At 63.2% G+C, this 23,817-nt stretch carries 15 protein-coding genes and 1 pseudogene; 14 read left to right on the top strand and 2 right to left on the bottom strand.

The window, feature by feature from the left end; translation table 11 throughout:
• The first annotated feature begins 55 nt into the window (after positions 1-55).
• The 12 genes from GXB81_RS16345 (at position 56) to GXB81_RS16290 (ending at position 21,238) form a co-directional block, all read left to right on the top strand.
• Positions 56-1,678, top strand: a complete 1,623-nt coding sequence (locus tag GXB81_RS16345; protein ID WP_205989772.1) for a Wzt carbohydrate-binding domain-containing protein — start codon at positions 56-58, stop codon at positions 1,676-1,678.
• A 28-nt stretch (positions 1,679-1,706) separates the two neighbouring features.
• Positions 1,707-3,347 carry a glycosyltransferase family 1 protein gene (locus GXB81_RS16340; protein WP_205989771.1) on the top strand — a complete coding sequence of 547 codons (1,641 nt, stop codon included), beginning with the start codon at positions 1,707-1,709 and terminating at the stop codon, positions 3,345-3,347.
• 278 nt (positions 3,348-3,625) lie between these two features.
• Positions 3,626-4,471: a DUF1796 family putative cysteine peptidase gene (locus GXB81_RS16335; protein ID WP_205989770.1), complete on the top strand. Its 846-nt coding sequence runs from the start codon at positions 3,626-3,628 to the stop codon at positions 4,469-4,471.
• Between the two features lie 387 nt (positions 4,472-4,858).
• The gene (locus tag GXB81_RS16330) at positions 4,859-6,067 is read left to right on the top strand and encodes a capsular biosynthesis protein (protein WP_167049469.1); all 1,209 of its coding nucleotides are present in this window, start codon (positions 4,859-4,861) and stop codon (positions 6,065-6,067) included.
• Positions 6,060-6,845, top strand: a complete 786-nt coding sequence (locus tag GXB81_RS16325; RefSeq protein WP_167284991.1) for an SDR family NAD(P)-dependent oxidoreductase — start codon at positions 6,060-6,062, stop codon at positions 6,843-6,845. The genes GXB81_RS16330 and GXB81_RS16325 overlap by 8 nt, the downstream gene beginning before the upstream one ends.
• Positions 6,846-6,854: 9 nt before the next feature.
• A complete protein-coding gene (locus tag GXB81_RS16320) occupies positions 6,855-8,381 on the top strand; it encodes an LTA synthase family protein (RefSeq protein ID WP_205299375.1) in 1,527 nt (508 codons plus the stop codon).
• A complete protein-coding gene (locus GXB81_RS16315; protein ID WP_205989769.1) occupies positions 8,378-16,048 on the top strand; it encodes a type I polyketide synthase in 7,671 nt (2,556 codons plus the stop codon). The genes GXB81_RS16320 and GXB81_RS16315 overlap by 4 nt, the downstream gene beginning before the upstream one ends.
• Complete coding sequence (locus tag GXB81_RS16310) at positions 16,048-16,962, top strand: UDP-3-O-acyl N-acetylglycosamine deacetylase (RefSeq protein WP_167049422.1); 915 nt, start codon at positions 16,048-16,050, stop codon at positions 16,960-16,962. Before GXB81_RS16315 ends, GXB81_RS16310 begins: the two co-directional genes overlap by 1 nt.
• A 31-nt stretch (positions 16,963-16,993) precedes the next feature.
• The gene (locus GXB81_RS16305; RefSeq protein WP_167284980.1) at positions 16,994-18,331 is read left to right on the top strand and encodes an aminotransferase class I/II-fold pyridoxal phosphate-dependent enzyme; all 1,338 of its coding nucleotides are present in this window, start codon (positions 16,994-16,996) and stop codon (positions 18,329-18,331) included.
• Between the two features lie 27 nt (positions 18,332-18,358).
• Complete coding sequence (locus GXB81_RS16300) at positions 18,359-19,066, top strand: N-acetyltransferase (RefSeq protein ID WP_167284979.1); 708 nt, start codon at positions 18,359-18,361, stop codon at positions 19,064-19,066.
• Between the two features lie 73 nt (positions 19,067-19,139).
• A complete protein-coding gene (locus GXB81_RS16295; RefSeq protein ID WP_167049418.1) occupies positions 19,140-20,570 on the top strand; it encodes a mannose-1-phosphate guanylyltransferase/mannose-6-phosphate isomerase in 1,431 nt (476 codons plus the stop codon).
• 275 nt (positions 20,571-20,845) lie between these two features.
• Positions 20,846-21,238 carry a carboxymuconolactone decarboxylase family protein gene (locus GXB81_RS16290; RefSeq protein WP_167049416.1) on the top strand — a complete coding sequence of 131 codons (393 nt, stop codon included), beginning with the start codon at positions 20,846-20,848 and terminating at the stop codon, positions 21,236-21,238.
• Positions 21,239-21,627: 389 nt separating this feature from the next.
• Here the strand turns inward: GXB81_RS16290 and GXB81_RS16285 are convergent, their stop codons facing one another.
• Entirely contained in the window at positions 21,628-22,314 is a 687-nt protein-coding gene (locus GXB81_RS16285; protein WP_205989768.1) for an HAD family phosphatase, read from the bottom strand.
• Positions 22,315-22,470: 156 nt separating this feature from the next.
• Here GXB81_RS16285 and GXB81_RS16280 point away from each other — a divergent pair, with 156 nt between their 5' ends.
• Positions 22,471-22,788: a YXWGXW repeat-containing protein gene (locus tag GXB81_RS16280; RefSeq protein WP_167049412.1), complete on the top strand. Its 318-nt coding sequence runs from the start codon at positions 22,471-22,473 to the stop codon at positions 22,786-22,788.
• 172 nt (positions 22,789-22,960) lie between these two features.
• Here the strand turns inward: GXB81_RS16280 and GXB81_RS16275 are convergent, their stop codons facing one another.
• Complete coding sequence (locus GXB81_RS16275) at positions 22,961-23,101, bottom strand: hypothetical protein (RefSeq protein ID WP_167049384.1); 141 nt, start codon at positions 23,099-23,101, stop codon at positions 22,961-22,963.
• 29 nt (positions 23,102-23,130) lie between these two features.
• Between GXB81_RS16275 and GXB81_RS16270 the strand changes: the two are divergent.
• Positions 23,131-23,724, top strand: a pseudogene (locus tag GXB81_RS16270) (RNA polymerase sigma factor); the annotation flags it as partial.
• Positions 23,725-23,817 lie beyond the last annotated feature (93 nt).

The raw sequence follows: 23,817 nt of genomic DNA, 5'->3' as shown, positions 1-23,817 counted from the left end.
ATGACGACGTGGCGAACCAGCAGGGCCAACCTGTAGCCAAATTGAAGATCGATTTATGAAAACTAACGGTGGTGTTTATCCGGGGCGTATATTTGTCGACCATTTGCCGAAGACCGCTGGTACGGCGCTCGGTGCATGGTTGCAGTCCGCGCTAGGAAAAGGCTGTGTTTCCGATACCGCACTGGGAAACCACCAGGAAGTCATTCGACGTTTCGGGGGGCGATATTCCGTCATCCTTTCGCACACGCATTTTTCCGGCGAAGATCTGGACCCGCGATATGAATATATAACCTGCTTGCGGGAACCGGTCGACCGAGCGGTGAGTTGGCTATTTTTCATTGTGCAGAATCATGTTCCTGACGAGGCACCGGAGATATTCGCGGCCGCGCAACGGATCTTGAATGTCTCGGAGGAGCAATCGGAGATCAACGAGGGCGATCTCTATCTGCTGAGACAACATGTACAGCATTATGTCGATCACTTTTATGAAATTTGCCCGGGGCAAGGTTCGCGAGTAGATGTCGCGATCGGAAATTTTTTGAAATACGCCGTTTGGGGCTTCCAGGAGGAAATGGGCGCACTGGTGAGTGATATCGCACGCCTGATCGGCCTGGAGCCGCCGGCAGCGTTGTCCAAGGTGAACATCACGAAGAGCCGGCCAGATGTCGAAAATATCTCTCCCGCGCTGAGGCGGAAGCTGGAATCGGCTTTTTCCGAAGATATTATTTTTTATAACATCCTGAAGAAGAAATACGCCGAGCGCAGCGTTGTTGCTACGGAGAGCTCGCTGCGCAGGTGGGATAGCTGGGGTGGCCTGAAATCATTCGATGATCGCTGGCGGGAAGATTTTATTCTTGTGAGCAGCGGCTTGCGTGGAAAGCAGGTTTGGGGTGAGTTGCTGACTTTCGATTTGACGTTCTCGGTCGCCAGTGGATTGAGCGTACCCAGATTCAAGTTCTCCATCTATGACGAGAGCGATGGAGAAGCCTTTTCAGAATTCAATGCCATTGAGTTCGATGAAGGCGATCTTTCCGGCGGAGGTGTTTGCGAAATGCATTTCACGTTCTGTGCGAATTTCCCCGAGGGGCGGTATTACGTTAACGCCGAGATTTTCGACCGGAATGTCTGCATCGCCAAGCTGAATCGTATCCGTGGCTTTAGAGTGGGCATTTCCAGGGAACGTGAGCAAGCCGGATACCTTCCTGTTACCCGGACCGCCAGGTTTTCGAAGAGCCGGAGTCAGCCCTTTTTGTTTGTGAATGACGGAAGCGGGCGAATCGCTACGCACAATGCTCCAGCCAAAGTCAGTGCGAGGCAGCCGTTCGACGTGGCGATCGAGTTGGCCAACGACAGCGCGCAAGATTGGACCGGATTTGAACGGTATCCGATCAGCATATCCTATAGATGGCTGTCTAGCGACAAGTCAGTGGTTGTGCGCGATGGCCTCAGGACGCCGTTCCCTGCATCTCACCTGAACCGGGGATCTTCCGTTCAAACGAATCTCAAGGTACGCGCTCCCGAGAAACCCGGGACCTACATTTTGCAGATAGTCCCAGTGCAAGAGATGATTTGCTGGTTCGATGAACGAGGTTTCATCTGTCAGGATATCGAGGTCGAGGTGATCGGAGAATTGAGCATCGAGCGGGCTTCAGGCCAACCGGTGGGCGTACTGGATTGAGCCGCAATATTAAATTCGTGGATTTTAGATGCCGCTTTCACAGAAGAACGATACGAGCGATCCATTAGTCGTGGTCGATTTGCGGGCAGCGCTGGACGGGTTCTATGGCATTCCGCAGGAGAACCGGCTGCTGTTTAGCGCGCTGCTCGGCTGCAATATGCGTCTGCGTGGATTGATTCAAATGTCCAGGCGCATCACGAAAGGCGGCGTGGTCGCGGGAAAAGCGATTGCTGACGGAGATCGGCTGCACCGGTTTTCGCAGGTGGTCGTGTCGGTGTGCGGCAAAACCTATTTTGACTGGAAGACTGCCGTTATCGACGCCGCGACAGCTTTGCGCATCAAGTTCCGATTGCATGTTGGCGCATTTTTCTTCGGTAAGCCAATAAAACTGAAGTCCTTTGAAACCAGTCATTTTCGCGATTTCGTATGGCAGCATATTTTTTCGAGGAGCGTGCCTGCCAGCGAGCGCGAGAAAGTACTGGGTGCGGACCATTTCATTTGCCCGGTGCCCTGGCGGTGGATGCACGAATCCGGTATCAGCCGGGCATTGTTTTTGAAGAAATCACGCTACCCCGTTATCGATACCTCGGGTATCGACGTCCTGATCGTGCAAACGCCTTACCCGGGGCGTGTCAGAAAGGGTACGGCGCTCGTCGTTCACTATCACGATGCGTTGCCGCTTCTGATGCCGCACACCATCTCGGATCGCGCGTTCCACGAGGCCAGTCATTTTCACGCGTTGGCGGCAAACGTACGTGACGGTGCCTGGTTCGTCTGTGTTTCGGAAGCGACGCGGCAGGATTTGATCACGCTTTTTCCGGAGGCTGAGGCTCGATCGGTCACGATCCATAATATCCTGCCCTCTCACTATTTCCCCAGCAGTCTGGAGAAGGATGGCGTTGGTGGAATAGTTCGCCGCTACCTGCATGGGAACTTCGAAACGAAAGATGGCAAGAATAAGTGGAATCTGGCAAAGCGGTTCAACTCGGAGCCCGAAAAATCAGAGTTCTACTCGAAGAGATTCGGGCAGGGAGCGCGATTCCTGTTAATGGTATCGACTCTGGAGCCGCGCAAGAATCACATGCGATTGCTGGAGGCCTGGCAGTCACTTCGTGAAACACTCGCTCCCGATCTCGGGCTTGTTTTCGTTGGCCATGTCGGTTGGGACTATAGCGCGACGCTGGACGCGTGCGTTCCAGCCGTGGAGCAAGGTGGTCTTGTCATGTTGCAGGGTGTGCCGGCGCCGTATCTGAGAGCGCTGTACCGCGAGGCATTGCTGACGGTATGTCCGAGTGTTGGAGAGGGTTTTGATTTTTCCGGCGTGGAGGCCATGCGCTGTGGTGGCGTGATCGTCGCGTCGGATATCCCGGTACATCGGGAGATCTATGGCGACGCGTCCGAATATTTCGATCCATACGATTCCGAGGCGCTGAAAAATAAGCTTGGCTATCTGATCTGCGATGAAGGCGCTGAAGAGCGTCGCGAACATTTGCGAGCGGTGGGAAGAGAGCAGAGCATGCGTTATCTCAACGAAAACATTCAGCCGCAATGGGCCAGTTTTCTGGATCGTGTGGTGGCCGAGCAGCGGGGCGGATCGAAAGCAGGAGATGCGGTGCGAAGATCTCTGCAACCCGTGATGGACCCGCTCCCGGAAGGCGAGTCTGTCTGAGCGTCGGAAGTTCTGGAGGCGGCCCGCAGTATTCGTCTTGCCGATGCGTGAAGGCTTTGTCTGAGCGCATCGGCGTGTCGTTATGGGTTTGTAGGAATTGGGTCGGTGAGTTGAATGATCTGGCGAAGTGATCTGTGATACTTTAGCCGGATGGATTTCAGCCTTGGGCCAAGGCAAGAGTGATCGTATTCTCTGGGAACATTGAAATCGATCTTCCGGCTAATCCGTCGGGGAGGTTCCGTGACCCCTTGGGTTAAGCTTGCTAAAACGAGTTATATATGAAAGAGCAGTACATCAAACGCCTATATCGCGGCGTTCTCATGAGAGAGGCTGATGCCGACGGGTTGGCAGCGCATCTTCGACACGGTGAAGAGTACCCGTCATTCGAGTTCGCCTCAGAGCTTCTCGATCTGTTTCTCGAATCGAATGAGCGGCAGGAGCTCGAGAGAAAAATTGCTCTGAGATCGTCTCTCGATCTCGCTCTGGACAATGTTCCGGGTTATTCCAGCGTCATCTCGATCGGCTCGCATTGCGTCACGGCGGGCGAAATAAAGCGCTTTGGGCTGAAAAAATCATCGTATCCGTTCGATTGGATATTCTCGAACGTCGCAATGGTGGCCGATTGCATTAAGGACGATTTTGAAAAATTTCTGGATCGCCGCTATCACAAGGCTGTTCCGGTCGAGGAGCGGCGTTTCAGGAACGCGAACTATTGCCAGCACACCTATTATCTGGAGAGGTTCGGAATAAATTTTGTCTTCAACCACAGGGACATAACCTCGGACGAGGACTTTGCCTATTACAGCCGTTGTGTCGAGCGGTTTCGCGCCGTCCTGAACGGGAACGAGCCAACGCTTTTTTTGGGGCTGGTTGGAGAGTCCTTCCCGGCGGAGCATTTTGATCATCTGTCATCTGTGCTCGACCGTTATGAACATATTGATCTGGCGGTATTGAGCGTTTCCCCGCGGGGCGGTCTATCGCCTTCGATCCAGCCAAGGCATTGGCGTAAGCGGGACCAGCTCTTCGACTTCCAGTCGCTGGGGCGCATGGGGCCGAATCGTCTGGAGCATGGCGTTGACGAAATGATCTTGCGGGAGTTTCTAAAAAACTTCGCGATTGCGTAACGGACTCGTAGGGTTGGGGAACTATCGGGACTCGCCGGCTCTGTCGGAAGAGAGTGCCTACAGAAACGGTGTTCCTGGAGTCCCCGTGAACCTGGTTTCACGTTGCAGAAGTTATACCGCAACCGACCTGTCCTACGTTCAGATGTCTCCCGTCTGCTGATGTGGCAAAGCAGGCAGCGGCGGGTTATCGCTATCGGATAGAGCGTGCGTCATCCATGTGCGTATGCTTCCAACAACTATCCCTTATTTTTTATCCCGTATTGCTGTATTCTCCGTTCTTGCCTAGACCAGCAACCCACTATTCAAACGATACCAAGGTCCCGGGAGAAGTCCGCGCCGCCAACGCGGTCTTTCAACAAAACCCGGACCGCTTTCGACGCACTTGATATGCACCGTTCCTTTCTTGCCTTGCAAGGCACGGCTTCTCCTTTTTTTAGCCGGCTCGCCGTTGCATTGCGCGAACGTGGTCATACTCTCGGTCGGGTTAATTTCTGCGGCGGTGATTTGGCGTATGCCGGTAATGGCGAGGCGTGGAATTTCGATCGCACCTCGGCGGAATTAAATGACTGGTATGCAAAAAGATTAAAAACTGCAAATTTCACCGACGTAATAATGTTTGGTGACTGCCGCGAGATTCATCGCCCGATCCACCCGATCGCCGAAACTCACGGCCTGCGTGTCCACGTATTCGAAGAAGGCTACGTCCGCCCGCACTGGCTGACATTGGAACAGTACGGCGTCAACGGCCGCTCGCAATTACCGCGCGATCCCGCCTGGTACCTGGCGCAACGCCGTTTCACGCCGCCTAGCCCAGCGGGACGACATACTGGCTACAACCTCTTCGAACGCGCATTCCACGACATCCGCTACCGGGCGGCCAACGCGCTGTTCGCGCCGCGCTTTCCGCACTACCGCAGCCATCGTCCGAGAAACGGCTTCTTCGAATACGCGGGCCTCGCGGCGCGCGCATTGCGTCAGCGTCAGCATCACAAAGTCTCCGATCAGGTTACCCGGGAACTGCTCGACGCGAAGCAGCGGTACTACATCTTTCCGCTGCAACTGAATTCGGATGCGCAGATCGTCGTGCACTCGCCATTCGAGGGCGTGCGCCAAGCTATCAGCAAAGTCCTGACGTCGTTCGCGACGTACGCGCCGGCGGACACCTGCCTTGTCATCAAGAATCATCCGCTCGATACCGGCCTGATCGATCACCGCAGTCACGCGCTGAAACTCGCACGCGACCTCGGCATTGCCGAGCGCCTGCGTTTCATCGACGCCGGCCATCTGCCGACGCTGCTCGACAATGCGCGCGGCGTGGTCGTGGTGAACAGCACGGTGGGTCTGTCGGCGCTGCATCACCGCCGTCCGTTGATGGCGCTGGGCACGGCCATCTACAACATGCCCGGCCTGACCTGGCAAGGTTCGCTCGACGATTTCTGGCGCGACGCCGAGCAACCGGACATGAACTTGTACCAGGCCTTTCTCGACTACGTCGTGCATCACACGCAGATCAACGGCGACTTCTATACGAAGACCGGCATCGCGATGGCCGTAGCCGGCGCGGTGCAACGCCTGGAGGCCACCGAGCATGCATAAAGCCGCGCCGCGCCAGATCGTGATCACCGGCGCGAGTGCCGGTCTCGGCTGCGCGCTCGCGTTGGCTTATGCCGCGCCGGGCGTCGTGCTGGGCCTCGTCGGGCGCGACGCCGAGCGCCTCGAAGCGTCGGCGCAAGCCTGCCGCGCAAAAGGCGCGCAAGTGCAGACCGGCCTGATAGACGTGCGCGATGCCCACGCCATGCAAAGCTGGCTGCATCGATTCGACGACGCACACCCGATCGACCTGCTCATCGCCAACGCCGGCGCTGCCAGCACGCTTGCATCGCCGGCCGACTGGGAAGATCTGGAGCGCACGGCGGCGATCGTCGACACCAACTTCTACGGCACGATGCACGCAGCACTGCCGGTCATCGCCCGCATGCGTGCGCGCAAACACGGCCAGATCGCGTTGATCAGCTCGCTCGCCGCGTTGCGCGGCATGGCGATTTCTCCGGCCTATTGCGCGAGCAAAGCGGCGCTCAAGGCCTACGGCGATTCGGTCCGTCCGCTGCTGTCGCGAGACGGCATTCGCATGTCGATCGTTCTGCCAGGCTTCGTGAAGACCGCAATGAGCGACGTGTTCCCCGGCGACAAGCCGTTCCTCTGGTCCGCCGACAAAGCAGCCCGGCACATCCAGCACAAACTGGCGGCAGGTCGCACGGAAATCGCGTTTCCGGGCCTGCTCGCATTCGGCATGCGGCTCTTGCCGTTGCTGCCCGCAGCGCTCGCCGACGCGATTCTCGGTGGCCTGTCGTATCTGCCGCGCGAGGAGCATTGAGTGAACGCGATGCTCGCGCTCGACTTCGCTGCCGCGGCCGGCGTCGCGCTTCTGCCTGAAGCGCTTGCGAAGCCGCGCGCGTCGTTGCGCCGCTTGCCGCTCGCGTTCGCGCTGCACGTCGCGGCGATCGGATTCATCTGTACATGTCTCGTGCTGCTTACCGGGCGCGTGCGCTTTGCAGCCTTCGTTGCGATCGCCTTGGTGGCGCTGCTGGCGGGCGTCAGCAACGCGAAATACACGTCGCTGCGCGAACCTTTCGTGTTTACCGATCTGAGCCTTTTCAGCCAGCTTTTCGCTCATCCGCGTCTTTATCTGCCGTTTCTGAGCGCCGGTACCGTTGCGGCAATCGTGCTCGGCGCCGTCGTGGTGGTCGCGGCGTTTCTGGCGGACGCACCACTGCCGCATCGGCCCACGGGCGCGCTGCTGCTTGCCGCCGGCGCGTGTCTGTCCGCCGCTTACGCGTGCGCCGCGCGTTTGCCGCTTACGCTGCATGCCGCCGACGATCAGCGACGCCACGGATTTTTCGCGGTTTTAATCGCGTATCTGCTGAACGGCATGAGGCCGGCCACCGCACGACAATTGCGCGCCGCGCTCGCCGCAGGCCCGTTCGCCAAGGGCATGCCGATGACGGCGCCCGACGTCATCCTGATCCAGAGCGAGTCCTTTTTCGACGCGCGGCGTCTGTCCCTGGCCATCGATCCATCGATCCTGCGCAACTTCGATACGGCGCGTCGCGAGTCGGTGCAGCACGGTGAACTCACGGTGCCCGCGTGGGGCGCGAATACGATGCGCACGGAATTCGCGGTGCTGACGGGCGCCGATCAGGACCGGCTCGGCTACGCGCGCTTCTATCCGTATGCGTTCGTGCGGCGCGCGAGCATGTCGCTTGCGTCATGGTTCAAGCGTGGCGGCTACCAAACCCTGGCGATTCACCCGTATTACGCGGATTTCTTCGGCCGCGCGCGGGCGTTCAGGCATCTTCAGATCGACCGGTTCGTCGACATCGAGGCATTCGCCGACGCGCCGCGCGCGGGCCCTTATGTTGCCGACATGGCGGTTGCCGGCGCGATCATCGACGCACTCGACGAAACACGTGCCGACCCCGCGTTCATCTTTTCGATGACGATGGAAAACCACGGCCCGCTGCATCTGGAAACAGTGCAGGCGGGCGAAAGCACGGCCTTTCACTCGCTTGGCGACGCTGCGCAGTGGCGCGATCTGACCGCTTATCTGCGCCACCTCGCCAACGCCGACGCGATGCTGGGCCGCCTGCTCGCCGCGCTGCGCGCGCGGCGCCGCGAGACGGTGCTGTGTTTTTACGGCGATCACGTGCCGGCGCTTTCGCATGTCTATGCGGCGCTCGGCAAGGAGCCGGCTTGCAGCGACTACTTTATCTGGCGCAACTACGGCGATGCGTCGGCGACCCGGGAAGATCTGAGCGCGGGGCAACTCGGTGTCGCGCTCGTCAAGGCGCTTGCGCCGGCGATACCGGGCGAGACACCAGCGCGTAGCCTGCACACGACAGAAGAACGATGAAGAAACAGATTGCGATTGTGGGGATGGCCTGCCGCTTCCCAGGCCATGTACAAAGTCCGGAAGATTTCTGGGCATTGCTGCGCGATGAAAAAGACGCGGTCACGCAAGTGCCGGCCGACCGTTTCGGCACGGAGTTTTACCGGCATCCGTCGAAGCGCGAGGCGGGCAAGAGCTATACGTTTTCCGCCGGCGTACTCGACGACGTCGCCGGTTTCGATGCGTCGTTCTTCGGTATTTCACCGCGTGAAGCGCAGCAGATGGACCCGCAGCAACGTCTGCTGCTCGAACTCGCCTGGGAAACCTTCGAGGATGCGGGCGTGCGTCCGCGCGAGATGGAAGGCAGCAACTGCGCGGTGTATGTCGGCGTCGCGAGTCCGGACTACGGCAACCGTTTCGTCGACGATCTGAACGCAATTGATCCTTATTCGGCAACGGGCAACACGCTCAGCATCGCGTCGAACCGTCTGTCGTATCTGTTCGATCTGCGCGGGCCGAGCGTGTCGGTCGACACCGCCTGCTCGTCGTCGCTGGTCGCGCTGCACCAGGCGTGTCAGGCGCTGCAGGCGGGCGACGCCGACGTGGCGCTCGCGGGCGGTGTCAATCTGCTGCTGCATCCGTTCGGTTTCGTGACGTTCTCGAAGGCCTCGATGCTGTCGCCGCGTGGCCGCTGCCGCGCGTTCGACGCCACGGGCGACGGTTATGTCCGCTCGGAAGGCGGCGCGCTCGTCATGCTGAAGACGCTGGAGCGCGCCCTGGCCGACGGCGATACGATCCACGCGGTGATTGCCGGTACGGGCGTGAACTCGGATGGCTATTCGCAGGGCGGCATCAGCGTGCCGGGCGCGGCGACCCAGGCGGCGCTGCTGCGCATGGTCTACCAGCGCGCCGGCGTCGATCCGCGTTCGCTCGCTTATGTCGAGGCGCACGGCACCGGCACCGCGGTCGGCGATCCGATCGAGGCGCGTGCGTTGATGGAGGTCGCGTCGGCGGGGCGGCCGGCCGATCGGCCGCTGCTGATCGGTTCCGTGAAAACCAATGTCGGGCACCTTGAAACCGCTTCGGGCATGGCGGGTTTGATCAAGGCGATCCTGTGCCTGAAACATCGCGCGGTGCCGAAAACGCTGCATTTCGAAACCCCCAATCCGGCGATCGATTTCGTCGGCGGCCGGTTGCGCGTGGTCGATCGTTTGACGTCGCTCGAATCGCCCGATGGGGCCGCCGAGCCGCTCGTGGTCGGCGTCAACTCGTTCGGTTTCGGCGGCACGAACGCGCATGTCGTGCTGCGCGAAGCGCCTGCCGCGCCCCCCGCGGCTGCAATCAAAGCGGAAGCCGACGAAGCCGGCGGAACGCCGCTGCCGCTCATTCTGTCGACGCGCGCCGCGGCCGCGTTGCCGCAACTCGCAGCTCGCTATCTGAGCGCGCTCGATAACGGCACGCCGTGGAATCTGCTGGCAGCCAACGCCGCGCACCGGCGTCAATGGCTCAAGCACCGCGCGATCGTCGCGCCGTCGACAGACGCTGAAGCTCGGGCGGCGCTCGCCGCGCTGACCGAGGCGGCATCGGAGCACACGGAAGCGGTGCTCGTGCGCGGTGAAGCACCTGGCGACGACGGCCGCCTCGCGCTCGTGTTTTCCGGCAACGGTTCGCAGTGGGCCGGCATGGGCAAGCAGTTGCTCGACCAGGAGCCCGTATTCGCCGCCGCGCTCAAGGAACTCGACGCACTCTGGCGCGCTGACGGCAGCCCTTCGTTGCTCGACGTGTTGCGCGAAGGTGTGGGCGTCGAATGTCTTGCCGCCACCGAGCATGCGCAGCCGCTGCTGTTCGCGATTCAGGTCGGCGTGGTGCGCGTGCTCGACGCGCGCGGTGTGGTGTATGACGTGTGCGTCGGCCATAGCGTCGGCGAAGTCGCGGCGGCGTGGGCGGCGGGGGCGTTAACGCTGGAGCAGGCCGTGCACGTGATCCGGATTCGCAGTCGCGCGCAGGCGAGCACGCGTGGCGCCGGCAGAATGGCGGCCGCGGGTCTCGGCGAAGCGGCGATGCGTACGCTGATCGAGCAGGCGGGGCTGGACACGACGGTGGAAATCGCCGGCGTCAATAGCCCGCAGGCGGTGACGCTTGCCGGCCCGCTCGATGCGCTGCAAACGCTCGACGCCGCGGTGAAAGCGGGCGGCCGTTTCTTCCAGATGCTCGATCTCGACTACGCGTTCCACAGCCGACAGATGGACCCGATCGAATCGGACGTGCTCACGGGCCTTGCGGACCTCGCGCCGAATGCCGCCACGCGCAGCTTCGTCTCGACGGTGACGGGGGGCGAGCTCGCGGGTAGCGAGCTGGACGCGCGTTACTGGTGGCGCAATATCCGCGAGCCGGTGCGTTTCGGCGAGGCTATCGCGCGAATTGCCGAAAAGGGTGTGCGCCTGTTCCTCGAAATCGGCCCGCATTCGATTCTGCGCACTTACGTGACGCAAACGCTCGACGAGGCGCGCATCGCCGGTCGCTCGCTGCCGACGCTCAAGCGCCAGCACGACGACGCAAAGATGCTGCATAACGCGATCTACGCCATGGTCGCAAACGGCGTACACGTAAGCGTCGACTGTTTCGCTCCATCAGGCAAACGTGTGCGTCTGCCGTCCTATCCCTGGCAGCACGAGCGCCATTGGCTTGGCCCGACCGCCGAGGCTTATAACCTCGTCAACCGGCGCCGCGAACATCCGCTGCTCGGTTATCGTCTGCGTGAACATGCGCTCGCATGGGAAAACCAGCTCGATCCCGCGAGCCTGCCGATGCTTGCCGATCACGTGGTCGACGGCGGCGCGGCGTTTCCCGGCGCGGGCTACGTGGAGATGGCGCTGGCTGCCGCGCGCGTGCATTTCGGCACGACGAGCTGTGCGGTCGAAAATATTGAAATCCGTCTGCCGGTCGTATTTCAGCCGCAGCATGCGAAGCTGTTTCGCTTCACCGTCGACGTGCGCACTGCGGGCTTCACGATCGAAACGCGCGATCGCATGTCCGACGAGGCGTGGTCACTGAACGTCACGGGGCGTCTGCTCGCCAGCGGTTGCGCGCTGGGCGCGGGTAGCGGGCGTGATGGAAATGGCACGGCGCACACTTTGCCTTGCACCGCGATGATCGATCTGCTGGCGCGGCCGGCAATGTCCGGTGACGCGTTGTATGCGAACACCGCCGCGATCGGCCTGAGCTATGGACCCGCGTTCCGCTGGGTGCGCGCGGTGCATGTCGATGCGAACGCCGCTATCGCACTCGCCGAAGTGGAAATGCCGGCCGTGCTCGCACAATCTGCCGAGGCCGCCAATGCGTATGCGCTGCATCCGGCGCTGATGGACAGCGGGTTTCATCCACTATTCGCACTGCTCGCCTCGGAGCAGGGCGAGGCCGGGCAGGCGGCCTATGTTCCGGTGCAAATGGGCCGCATCGACTATCTGCGCGGCGATGCTGTCCACTACGTGCTTGCGCGCATCGAGCGGCGCAGTCCGCATTCGGTCGTCGCGTCGTTCGAATTGGCCGATGCGCAAGGCGTGATCGTCGCGCGTCTGAGTGCGTGCCGGTTCCGCCGCGTCGATTTGATGGGCCGGCGTCAGCAGGCGCCCGGACACTACACGTATATCGTCGAAGCCAAACCGCTCGCCGGCGATGTCGACGCGCACACCTTGCCCAGGCCGGCCGCATTGCTCGCGGACGCGACCACGGCTCTCGCCGAGCGAGAGGACGAAGCGCGCCGACACCTGCATTTGACGGAGATGCTGCCGTTGCTCGACGTGCTCGCGGGCGCGTACGCATTGCGCGCACTCGATGCGTTGAACGTGTTCGAACAGCCGGCGCTGCCCGACTGCGCGAACCCCGTATTGCTGGCCCGACTCGCGCAGATCGCCGTCGAAGACGGGCTCGCGCGATACGACGGCACGCGTCTCGTACGCGACGACGAGGCCTGCGCGAACCTGCCCGGCATCGACGAGTTGTGGCGGGACATGCTGGCGCAGTCGCCCACGCACGTCGCGGAGCTGACGCTGCTCGCACACTGCGGTGCGGCGTTGTCCGCGGTGTTACGCGGCGAGGTGAGCGGGGCGCAGATTCTGCCGTCCGCGCGCAGCAGCCTCGTCGAGCATTTCTTCGAGGCGTCGCCGACATGGGCGCATGTAAACGCGCTGACCGGCGCATGCCTGCATCGGCTGATCGAAGGCTGGAGCGAGCCGCGCCGCCTGCGTGTGCTCGAACTCGATTCGCCGCTGAGCGACGTGTTGCAACCGCTTGCGGTGCACATGCCCGCTTCGCGTTGCGACTATACGATCGCGGGTACGCGTGAGCAGTTGAGCGGCTTCGATGCCGGCGAGCATCCGTCGCTGCGTATCGCAACCGTCGAGTTCGGCGCGATACCGCAGCTTTCGGGCGTGGACGCAAGCGAACGCTACGACGTCGTCGTGGCAAGCCATGTGCTGGCCGAGCAGAGCGAGCCGCGTGTGTTGCTGGCCGCGTTGCGCGGCTGGCTGGCTCCGGGCGCCCTGGTCATCGTCGCGGAGCCGCGCAACAGCCGTTTCGCCGATATCGTCTTCGACCTCGACGCGCACGCCGCGCTCGCTCACGCGCGGCGCGCGGCATGGCTGTCGCCGCAGGCGCTGACGCAGCTATTCAAGGACGCGGGCTTCGAACAGGTCGCGCGATATGCGGAGCTCGGGCTCGATCTCGAGGGCGCGCCCACACTGCTGGTCGCGCGCGCGCCGCTGGCGGTTGCGGATGCGGTCGAGGCGAGCCAGGTCCGCCCATTGCCCACGCATTGGTCGCTGCTGTGCGCAACGCCGAACGCCGTCGCCGATACCTTGGCCGCGGCGCTGCAAGCGGCCGGTCACACCGCGTCGAGCGCCACGCTGCAAGCGGTGCATCACGATATCAGCAAACTGGCGACGCCGATGGGTGCCGCGTGTCACGTCGTGTTCATCGCGCCGGACGAGCCGTTGTCCGCCGCGGCCGACGGCGCCGAAGTCATGCGCGCGCAGCAGCAGACCACGCTTGCGCTCGCTCGGCTCGTGCGCGATCTGGCCGCGGTGTCGGACGTGATCCGGCCGCAACTCTGGATCATCACGCGCGGCGGTGCGCCCGTCGCGGCGCCATTCACCGATGCCGCAGCGTTGCGTCCCGAGCAGGCCGCGCTGTGGGGGCTCGGCCGCGTGCTGGCCAACGAACATCCCGAACTGGCGTGCCGCCTGATCGACGTATCCCCGGCGAAGGGCGACGCAGCCGCTCTGCTTGCGCGCGAATTGCTGATGTCCGACGGCGAGGAAGAAGTGCTGCTGACGGCGCATGGCCGTTACGTGACGCGGATGTTGCCGGCGGCGAACGCGGCGTTGCGCGGCACGGCAGCCGAACCGCTGCGCGCGCGCAACGAAGCGGCGGTGCTGGGTTTCGCGTCGCCGGGTTCGTTGCGCAATCTCGAATGGTTCGCGCTGCCGCCTCGCGAACTCGCGGCGGATGAAGTGGAAATCGAGCCGGTCGCAACGGGTCTGAATTTCCGCGACGTGATGTACGCGATGGGTCTGCTCTCGGACGAAGCGGTCGAAAACGGCTTCGCGGGCGCGACGATCGGCATGGAACTGTCCGGGCGTGTCACGCGGGTTGGCGCTCGCGTGCAGAACTTCGCGGCGGGCGATGCCGTGCTCGGCTTTGCACCCGCGTCGTTCGCGAGCCGTGTGTACACGAAAGCGGAGGCGATCGCGCACAAGCCTGTGCGTCTCACGTTCGAAGAGGCGGCGACGGTGCCGACCACATTCTTCACCGCGTACTACGCCTTGTGCGAGCTGGCGCGTTTGCGGCGTGGCGAGCGGGTGCTCGTGCATGGGGCCGCGGGCGGCGTGGGGATCGCGGCGATACAGCTCGCGAAGCATCTGGGCGCGGAGGTGTTTGCCACGGCGGGCAGCCGCGAGAAGCGTGAGTTCGTGCGTCTGCTCGGCGCGGACCACGTGCTCGACTCGCGCAGCCTCGCGTTTGCCGACGAAATCCACGAGCGCACGCAAGGCGCGGGCGTCGACATCGTGCTCAATTCGCTGGCCGGGGAAGCGATGGTGCGCAGTATCGACACGCTGCGTCCGTTTGGCCGTTTCCTTGAACTCGGCAAGCGTGATTTCTATGAAAACAGCCGCATCGGGCTCAGGCCGTTCCGCAACAACATCAGCTATTTCGGCATCGATGCCGACCAGTTGATGAGTGCGCTGCCGGAACTCACCGCGCGTCTGTTCGACGACGTGATGCGGCTGTTCGCGGACGGCACGCTGCATCCGCTGCCCTATCGCGCATTTGCGGCCGAGCGCGTTGAAGAGGCCTTCCGCCACATGCAGCAGGCGCGGCAGATCGGCAAGATTCTCGTCACGTATCCGGCTGGTACGCCGAGCCCCGCGCGGCCCATCGAAGAGGCGCTCGCGTTGCAACTCGATCCGGCCGCCGCGTATCTGATCGTCGGCGGCACGGGCGGGCTCGGTTTCGCCACGGCGCGCTGGATGCTGTCGCGCGGTGCGCGTCATCTCACGCTGGCAAGCCGCTCCGGCGTCCTTGCGCCGGAACTCGCCGGCGAAGTCGCGAGCTGGCAGGCGCAGACCGGCGCAGAAGTGAGCACGGTGGCGTGCGATGTCACCGACGCGGGCGCGCTCGACGCGTTGCTCGCGGATATCGCGCAACGCGGCACGCCGCTCAAAGGCGTGCTGCACTCGGCGATGGTCATCGACGATGGTCTCGTGCGCAATCTCGACGATGAGCGTTTTACCGCGGTGCTCGCGCCGAAGGTTGCCGGCGCGTGGAATCTGCATCGCGCGACGCTCGGCATGAAACTCGATTGCTTCGTGCTCTATTCGTCGGCGACGACCTTCCTCGGCAATCCGGGACAATCGAGTTACGTGGCGGCGAACAGCTTCCTCGAAGCGCTGGTCGCGCAGCGTCGCGCAGCCGGTTTGCCGGGGACCTGCATGGCGTGGGGGCCGCTCGACGACGTCGGTTTCCTCGCGCGCAATGCGGGGACGCGTGAAGCATTGCAGGCGCGTATTGGCGGCGTGTCGATCACGTCGGCTGAAGCGCTCGCGGCACTCGAACGCGCGCTGGTCGGCATGACCGCGGGCGAGGCCGTGGTGCGGCTCGACTGGCAGGCGCTCGCGCTGGGCATGCCGGCGGCGCGTGCGCATCGCTATGCCGAACTGCACGCGCGCGGCAGCCATGAACCGGCGCGTCAGGGCAGCGTGCAGATGCGTGAACAGATCGCGGGTATGCCGCTCGCCGATGCGTTGCGTCTGGTCGAGGAAACGCTGCAGGCGCAGATTGCGCGAATCCTGCACATGTCGCCGGAAAAAATCGAAACCGGTCGCTCGATTCTCGACATGGGCATGGATTCGTTGATGGGCATGGAGCTCGGGATGGCGGTCGAGGAGCGCTTCGAGGTCAAGCTGTCGATCATGACGATGGCCGAAGGCGCGACCGTGCATTCGCTCGCGCAACGGATCGTCGAATCGATCCAGACGCACGGCGAGACCGCCGAGCCGGGAAGCGGCGCGGCGCAGATGGCCGGGCAAGTTGCGGCGGTTGCCGCGCAGCATGCGCTCGACGTTGGCACGCATGCGCTGGCCGACGTTGCCGATGCGTTATCGGCGCAGAGCGCCGTGCCGGAGCTGCTCTGATGCACGCGCCCGCAGGCTGGAGCCACCGGGAGGGAACGCTCGCGCGCGAGCTCGTGCTGAGTGGTCATGGGCTGCACACCGGCCGCCGCGTGAACGTGCGCGTTTTGCCTGGCACGTCGAACAGTCCACGAAGCATCGTGTTTCGACGCGTGCAGCAGGGCAAGGTGCTCGCCGAATTCGCAGTGAGCCCGGCATGGCGGCGCGCTCAGCCGCTGTGCACGATGCTGGAGTCGGCCGGGGGCGTGCGCGTGCGCACGGTCGAGCACCTGCTCGCGTCGTTGCTGGCGTGTGAAATCGATCGCGCGACGGTCGAGCTGGACGCCGAGGAAGTGCCGATTCTCGACGGCAGCGCGCAACCCTGGCTCGACGCCATTCGCGCGTGCGGACGCGTCGAGTTGCCTGAGGCGAAGCGTTTCATTCGCGTACTGCGTCCCGTCGAAATCGTGGACGACGCGGGCACGCGCGACGAACGCAGCCTGTCGGTCGAACCCGCGTCCGCCTATGAAATGACCGTGCGCAATGACCTGAAAGGCTTTGGCGAATTGCGCTGGGATGGCGCGCTAACGCCGGCGAGTTTTGCCGGCGAGATTGCGCCGTCGCGTTCGTATGGGCGCGTCAAATGGGCGATTCCCGCGATTCTCGCCGGTTACGTGCGCGGCATGCCGATTCTGCGCGGCGCGCGGTTGTCCTGTACCGCGGCGATCGTTGGCAATCGCGTGCTGGGCGGCATGCGCGTACCCGACGAATTCGTCCGGCACCGGGTACTCGATCTGGTCGGTGACATGGCAATGGCCGGTGCGCCGTTGCTCGGCCGCGTACGCGCGCTGCGGCCAAGCCATGAAATGAACTACCGGCTCGTTGCCGCGCTGCTCGCCGATTGCGATGCGTGGGAATGGGCCGAATTCGCGAGCTGAACGGGCTCGCACACGGGATGAGCGAAACACTATGGGACTGGGCGATCACCTTCGTCAGCAACTCGCCGCGAAGGCATTGAAGCGGCAACTGGAACGCGTGTCCAAAGAAGCGGATACGCCGGGCGTGCCGCTCCCGGCCGCAGGTGCCGGCGCAGCGCGGGATGCCGCGCGCGCCGAACTGTGCCGCTTCGAAAGCATGCCTGGTTATCAGCAGGTCGAAATATTGCGCCAGATGGGCGACACGCTGCGGGTGCAGTCGCCTTTCTTCCGCGTGCACGAAGGCGTGGCGGGGGCGACGACGCGGATCGGCGGGGTCGAGTATCTGAACTACGCGAACTATAACTACCTCGGAATGGCCGGCGATCCGCGCGTCTGCGAGCGCGCGAAAGAGGCGATCGACCGCTATGGCACGTCGGCATCGGCAAGTCGCATGGTGGCGGGAGAGCGCCCGGTGCAGCGCGAGCTGGAAGCCGCGCTCGCGACGTTTTACGAGGTCGACGACTGTGTCGTGTTCGTCAGCGGTCATGCAACCAACGTGACGGTGATCGGCTCGCTGTTCGGCCCGGGCGATCTGATCGTGCACGATTCTCTCGCGCACAACAGCATCGTGCAGGGCGCGCAGTTGAGCGGCGCGAAACGACTGAGCTTTCCGCACAACGACTGGCAAGCGCTCGATGCGCTGCTCGCGCGCGTGCGGCACGATTACAGGCGCGTCCTGATCGCGATCGAGGGCCTCTACAGCATGGATGGCGATATCCCCGAGCTCGCGCAGTTCGTCGATATCAAGCGCCGGCATGCGGCGTTTCTGATGGTCGATGAAGCGCATTCGCTCGGCGTGCTGGGCGAGCGGGGCAAAGGCGTGCGCGAGCATTGCGATGTCGCAAGCGGCGACGTCGACATCTGGATGGGCACGCTGAGCAAGACGCTGGCCGGCTGCGGCGGGTTCATCGCCGGTTCGCAGGCATTGATCGACATCCTGCGGCATCTCGCGCCGGGCTTTCTGTACAGCGTGGGTCTCGCTCCCGCGTTGGCGGCGGCGGCACTCGCGGCACTCGAATACATGGCCGCGGAACCCGAGCGGGTGACGCGACTGCGCGCACGCGGGCAGCAGTTTCTCGACGAAGCGCGCGCTGCGGGATTCGATACCGGCAAGAGCGCGGGATATGCGGTTATTCCGATCATTACCGGCAGCACGCTGAAAGCCGCGCAATGGGCCAACGCGATGTTCGCGGACGGCATCAACGTGCAGCCGATTTTCTATCCGGCGGTCGAGGAAAAAGCTGCGCGTCTGCGATTTTTCATCTGCTCGACGCACGAGCCGGAGCAGATCAGCCGGACCATTGCGGCACTTAAACGTCTGCCTCGCTGACGCCACCACAACAACACTTATCTCACCATGTACGCCGTAGAACCCGCAAGCGCGAGTGCATTTCCTTGCGACAACGAACCGGTCTCGCTGCGCTTTCGCTCCGCGCGCGCGGAAGACGCGAAAGCGTGCGCGCCGTTGATTTTCGCGTCGGGTGTGCGCGAATTCAGCTTCTTTCTCGGCGAACCGGCCGATACGTGCGTCGCATTTCTGGCCTTTGCGTTCGCGTCGAAATCCGGACGCTTTTCGCATCGGCGTCATCGTGTGGCCGTACATTCGGACGATCGGCCGCTCGCGGTGCTGGCGCTGCATGATGGGCGTGGCACGTGGCTCGACGATCCGCATGCCGCACTGATGCTGCTGCGGTTTTTCGGCGTGCGCCGCACGCTCCGGATGCTGTTGCGCGGGCTCGTTCTGGAAAGCGAGTTGCCGGCGCCGAAGTCGTCGCAAACGCTGATCGCGCATTGCGCGACGTTCGAGCCGATGCGTGGTACGGGGGTGTTCAGCGCGCTATTTGCCGATGCCATGCGCACGGAGGCGACGGCCGCGCAAGGACGTGGCGCCGCGAGCAGCGAAAGCCGGCGGCAGATCGTGCTCGACGTGCTGGTCAGCAATACGCGCGCCTACGATTTATACCGGCGCCTCGGCTTTGTCGAGTTGCCGCGCCGTGCTCCGGTTTCGCAGCGCCTGCCACGTGAGCTGGAATCGGTTCGGCTGGAGTGGGCCGGCAAGGATTGATGAGGGTCCCGTGCGAGGCAGACACGGACGTTACGATGCAGTCGATTCACGAAAACATACAAGGAATGAAATCATGCATATCCATCCAGTGATTCTTTGCGGCGGCAGCGGCACGCGGCTGTGGCCGATGTCGCGTGGGGGATATCCGAAGCAGTATCTGAAGCTGACCGGGGAGCATACGCTGGTTCAGCAAACCGCACTGCGATTGGGCGGCATTGCCGATATCGTCACGCCTATCGTCGTCACGAACAACGAGCAACGCTTTCTCGTGGCCGAACAATTGCGTCAGGTCGACGTGACCTCGTCGGCAATCGTGCTCGAACCCGTGAGCCGCAATACCGCGCCGGCGATTGCCGCCGCGGCGCTGCTCGCGCTGCGTGACGGGCCGGACGCGTTGCTGCTCGTGCTACCGTCCGATCATGTGATCGCCGGTGAGGCGGCCTTCGTCAAGGCGGCGGAAGCCGCGGCGCATATCGCGAAAGACGGACGTCTCGTTACGTTCGGTATTACGCCAACCGAGCCGCATACCGGCTATGGCTACATTCGCGCCGGCGCGCCGCTGATCGACGACGCAGCGGTGTTCGCGGTCGACTCGTTCGTCGAAAAGCCCGACGCTGCCACCGCGCAGCGTTTTATCGACGATGGCCGCTATTACTGGAACAGCGGCATGTTCATGCTGAAGGCGTCCACGTATCTGGAAGAACTGCGGCGCTATGAACCCGACATCGCGCGGCAGGCTGAGCTTTCGCTGCAGGCCGCGCAGCAGGATAGCGATTTCGTGCGGCTGGATGCCGGCGCGTTTGCGGCATGCCCGAATATTTCCGTCGACCACGCCGTGATGGAGAAGACCGACCGCGCGGCCGTGGTCGCGGTTGCCGACCTCGGCTGGAACGATATCGGTTCGTGGACCGCGCTGGCCGATATCGCCGCGCTTGACGCGCAGAACAACGCACTGATCGGCGACGTGCTGACAGATTCAGTGAGCAATTCGTATATTCGCGCCGAGCATCGGCTGGTGGCCGCGATCGGTCTGGAGAACATCGTCATCGTCGAGACCGCGGATGCCGTGCTGGTGGCGCATCGCGACAAGGCGCAGGAGGTGAAGAAGATCGTCGCGCAACTGAACGAGATGGGGCGCCACGAGTCGGTCACGCATCGCCGGGTGGTGCGGCCATGGGGTTCCTATGAGGGCATCGACAACGGCGATCGTTTCCAGGTCAAGCGCATTATTGTCAGCCCGGGGGCGCAACTGAGTCTGCAGATGCATCATCATCGCGCGGAACATTGGATCGTCGTCAAGGGTACTGCGCTCGTCACGAATGGCGACAAGGAAATCATCCTGACCGAGAACCAGTCGACCTACATCCCGCTCGGCGTCACGCACCGGCTGATGAACCCCGGCAAGATTCCGCTCGAACTGATCGAGGTGCAGTCGGGCGCTTATCTTGGCGAGGACGATATCGTACGGTTTGAAGATACTTACGGGCGTGTGGCAAAGGCTTGATGCCGGCCCAACCAACTTTGTCGAACTGCCGAGGCGCAAGCCACGCTCGCCGCGTCTGCCAGTGCCATTGGAATCGGTGCGCATGCGCTTCGAAACGCGTGAATGATTTCGGGCAGTAGACGTGCCTGAAGTTTCACGGCAGGCAAACGCCGTTGATGCTTTCTTCATGAAGTGAGCGTGGCATATCAGGAAGGGCAGGGTTATGGATATACTGATAAAGAAAATCTGCACGCTTATCCATTACTCAGCCCCCCGCTCTATCTCCCGGAGAATGCATGTCCCAGTCCAACCCGGTCGACTACACCGACGCATCGCCTGAAGTCAAAGCCGTCTACGACGACATCAAGCAGATGCGCCAGGTCGACGACGTGAACAACTTCTGGAAGTACATCGCTCAACATCCGCCGACGCTCGCGCGCACGTGGGACAGTCTGAAGGAGGTCATGGCGCCCGGCACGCTTGATCCGCTCGTCAAGGAGCTGTTGTACGTCGCGGTCAGTGTGACCAATAACTGTGGCTACTGCGTCGCGAGTCACACGGCGGCAGCGCGTCGCGCAGGCATGACCGACGAGATGTTCGGCGAACTGCTCGCGATCGTCGGCATGGCCAACGAAACCAATCGGCTCGCGGTCGGCTATCGTGTGCCGATCGATCCGGCCTTCGAATAAGCGTGTGAAGCGCACGCGGCGGCCGGTTCACGCGAGACGGGCCGCAGCGATTGCGTTGCTGCGCGCGCCAGTACTACGCGCGGTGTTCGCAGTGGCGCTCACAATGGCACGGTGTGCCCCGGCTGTGGGTAGCAAATCGGCGTACGGACCGGCCCGCAGCCGGGATGTCCTGGCGGGCAGGGGTTCCCGTGCGGCGGGACGCGCATCGGCGGCGGCTCGTTGTGACACCAGTTGGGCTCTGCGCGTTTGAAGCATGCGTTGCCGCCGCGTACGGTTTGCGCGTCGGCGCGGTCGGGTTCGTCGTAGCGCGATAGGTCGTCAGGGATGAGACTCGTCATGAGTCGAACCGCCAACACCTCGACATATCAGCAAACCACCAAACCAGCCGATCACCCGCGGACCCACTCCGCCAGCAATCCGAGCAACTCGGCCATATCCGTGAACACCCGCACGACCCCCGCGCCATGCAACGCGGTTGCGCTGCTATGCGCCAGGTGCGACGGGCAGTAACCAAACACCGTCGCACCCGCCGCGACTCCGGCAGTCGCACCCGTCACCGTATCCTCGATCACCGCGCAGCGTTGCGGGTCCACGCCGAGCGCCGCGGCCGCCGCGAGATACACGTCGGGAAACGGCTTGCTGCGCGGCATCTCGTGACCGCTGAAGATGCGCCCTTCGAAGCAGTCGAGCATGCCGGCCTTTGCGAGCTGCAACTCGACCTTGACGCGGTCCGCACCCGAGGCGACCGCAATGCGTCCATCGAGCGTTTCGTGTAGCGAACGCACCACCGCGCCCGCGCCGGCGATCGCCTGTAATTCGTCGTCGAGTGCCGCGTTGCGCCGCGCGCGGAACTGCATGAGCCAGTCGGTGGTGATCGCGAAGCCGGTGCGTGCCTCGATCAGCGGGGCTTCGTCCTTGACGGCCTTGCCGACGAAAATGCGCATCGTCTCTTCGACGCTCAGGTGCCAGCCAAGCTCGCCGAGCATCTCGGTGAGCACGCGGTTCGTGATGGGTTCGGAGTCGACGAGCACGCCGTCGCAATCGAAGAGCACGGCATCGAAGGGGAAATCGGCCATCGGGCAGTGTAGGGAAAGAGTCGCTGAAGCGGCAAGGATACCGTACCGGCCATTTCCCGCGAATCGGGCGACGGATTTCTCCCGCCACCGCGTTCAAGCAGAAACGGCGCCGTTTTCAGGCTCCGGCTCTTTCTGGTCCTTTGGGGAGAAACCGACATGACCTCGAATCGCATCGCCCGCCTACTGGGCTCCACGCTCGCCGCCGCGTTGTGCTGTGCCGCCACGCTGACGGCCGCGCCCGCCAGCGCCGAAATCATCATCGCGCCGATGGCGCCGCCGCCACCGCGCGTCGAAGTCGTTCCCGCGCCGCGGGCGGGCTATGTATGGGATCAGGGCCACTGGCACTGGCGGTACGGCCGTTACGTGTGGGCGCCGGGGTACTGGCGGCCGGTTCGCGTCGGCTATCACTGGGTGCCCGGGCATTGGGTGCAGCGTGGTCCGAACTGGCGCTGGGTCGAGGGGCATTGGGCCTGAGCATTGGACTTGAGTCTTGCGGCTGTGTCACCGCTTCCCATAACGTGCTGCGCGTTTGTCGACGCGAAGCCTTATTCAGTCACTGAGGCAGGTTTGCCATGAAAATACTCGTGATGATTGTGCTGGCGGTCTCGCTCGCCGGCTGTGTGGTGTACCCGGCGCGGCCGGCTTATTACCGGCCGGGGATCGTCGTATATTGACCGGGTTGACGGAACAGCACGCGGCGCATGAAGCGGTACAAGGCGTGGTACCAGGCGCAGTACAAGGCGCGGCGCAACGAGCGAAGGAGCGGCGGCGAGTGAACGATCTTCATGCAGTGAGACGGTCCGTGCCAACCCGCGTCATGTCGCGCTGGAGCGCCGCGCCTTGAGCGAAGCCCCACCCGATCCCGACGCCGAGCTGATCGCCCAGATCGGCCGCGAGGAGCCCGGCGCGGTTCGCTCGCTCGTCGCGCGCAAGCTGCCGCGGCTGCTTGCGCTCGCCACGCGCATGCTCGGCGATCGCATGGAAGCGGAGGATGTCGCGCAGGAGGTGTTCGTGCGAATCTGGAAGCAGGCGGCGCGCTGGCGCGAGGGCGAAGCGAAATTCGACACATGGATGCATCGCGTCGCGCTCAATCTCTGCTACGACCGTCTGCGCGGCCGGCGCGAAGACCCGAACGACGAACTGCCCGACATGGCCGATCCCGCCGCGCCGCCCGAGGCTCGGCTCGAGGCGCGAGCCGAGAGCGAGCGGGTTCGCGCGGCGCTTGCCGCGTTGCCGGCACGCCAGCGCGAGGCACTCGTGCTGACCTACTACCAGGAAATGTCGAACCTCGACGCGGCCGCCCTGATGGGCGTCAGCGTCGATGCGCTGGAAAGTCTGCTGGCCCGCGCGCGCCGCAATCTGCGCACTCAACTGGCCGGCGGCAGTGGCCTTGGCAAGGACAAGTCATGACACCCGAAAGATTTCATCAGATCGTCGAAGCCTACGGCGCCGATGCGCGCCGCTGGCCGCCGCACGAACGCGCGGCGGCGCAGGCATGGGCGG

This window comes from Paraburkholderia sp. Ac-20336 (assembly GCF_017105025.1).
Lineage (GTDB): Bacteria > Pseudomonadota > Gammaproteobacteria > Burkholderiales > Burkholderiaceae > Paraburkholderia.
The sequence above is the reverse complement of the archived record's forward strand: the minus strand, read 5'-3'. Positions and strand labels throughout refer to the sequence as shown.

Bases quoted from the DNA above. Each gene is read 5' to 3' on its own strand.
- GXB81_RS16285 (WP_205989768.1), bottom strand. From the start codon at position 22,314: ATGGCCGATTTCCCCTTCGATGCCGTGCTCTTCGATTGCGACGGCGTG.
- GXB81_RS16320 (WP_205299375.1), top strand. From the start codon at position 6,855: ATGCTCGCGCTCGACTTCGCTGCCGCGGCCGGCGTCGCGCTTCTGCCT.
- GXB81_RS16300 (WP_167284979.1), top strand. From the start codon at position 18,359: ATGTACGCCGTAGAACCCGCAAGCGCGAGTGCATTTCCTTGCGACAAC.
- GXB81_RS16290 (WP_167049416.1), top strand. From the start codon at position 20,846: ATGTCCCAGTCCAACCCGGTCGACTACACCGACGCATCGCCTGAAGTC.
- GXB81_RS16335 (WP_205989770.1), top strand. From the start codon at position 3,626: ATGAAAGAGCAGTACATCAAACGCCTATATCGCGGCGTTCTCATGAGA.
- GXB81_RS16310 (WP_167049422.1), top strand. From the start codon at position 16,048: ATGCACGCGCCCGCAGGCTGGAGCCACCGGGAGGGAACGCTCGCGCGC.
- GXB81_RS16295 (WP_167049418.1), top strand. From the start codon at position 19,140: ATGCATATCCATCCAGTGATTCTTTGCGGCGGCAGCGGCACGCGGCTG.
- GXB81_RS16275 (WP_167049384.1), bottom strand. From the start codon at position 23,101: ATGAAGATCGTTCACTCGCCGCCGCTCCTTCGCTCGTTGCGCCGCGCC.
- GXB81_RS16330 (WP_167049469.1), top strand. From the start codon at position 4,859: ATGCACCGTTCCTTTCTTGCCTTGCAAGGCACGGCTTCTCCTTTTTTT.
- GXB81_RS16345 (WP_205989772.1), top strand. From the start codon at position 56: ATGAAAACTAACGGTGGTGTTTATCCGGGGCGTATATTTGTCGACCAT.
- GXB81_RS16340 (WP_205989771.1), top strand. From the start codon at position 1,707: ATGCCGCTTTCACAGAAGAACGATACGAGCGATCCATTAGTCGTGGTC.
- GXB81_RS16315 (WP_205989769.1), top strand. From the start codon at position 8,378: ATGAAGAAACAGATTGCGATTGTGGGGATGGCCTGCCGCTTCCCAGGC.
- GXB81_RS16325 (WP_167284991.1), top strand. From the start codon at position 6,060: ATGCATAAAGCCGCGCCGCGCCAGATCGTGATCACCGGCGCGAGTGCC.
- GXB81_RS16280 (WP_167049412.1), top strand. From the start codon at position 22,471: ATGACCTCGAATCGCATCGCCCGCCTACTGGGCTCCACGCTCGCCGCC.
- GXB81_RS16305 (WP_167284980.1), top strand. From the start codon at position 16,994: ATGGGACTGGGCGATCACCTTCGTCAGCAACTCGCCGCGAAGGCATTG.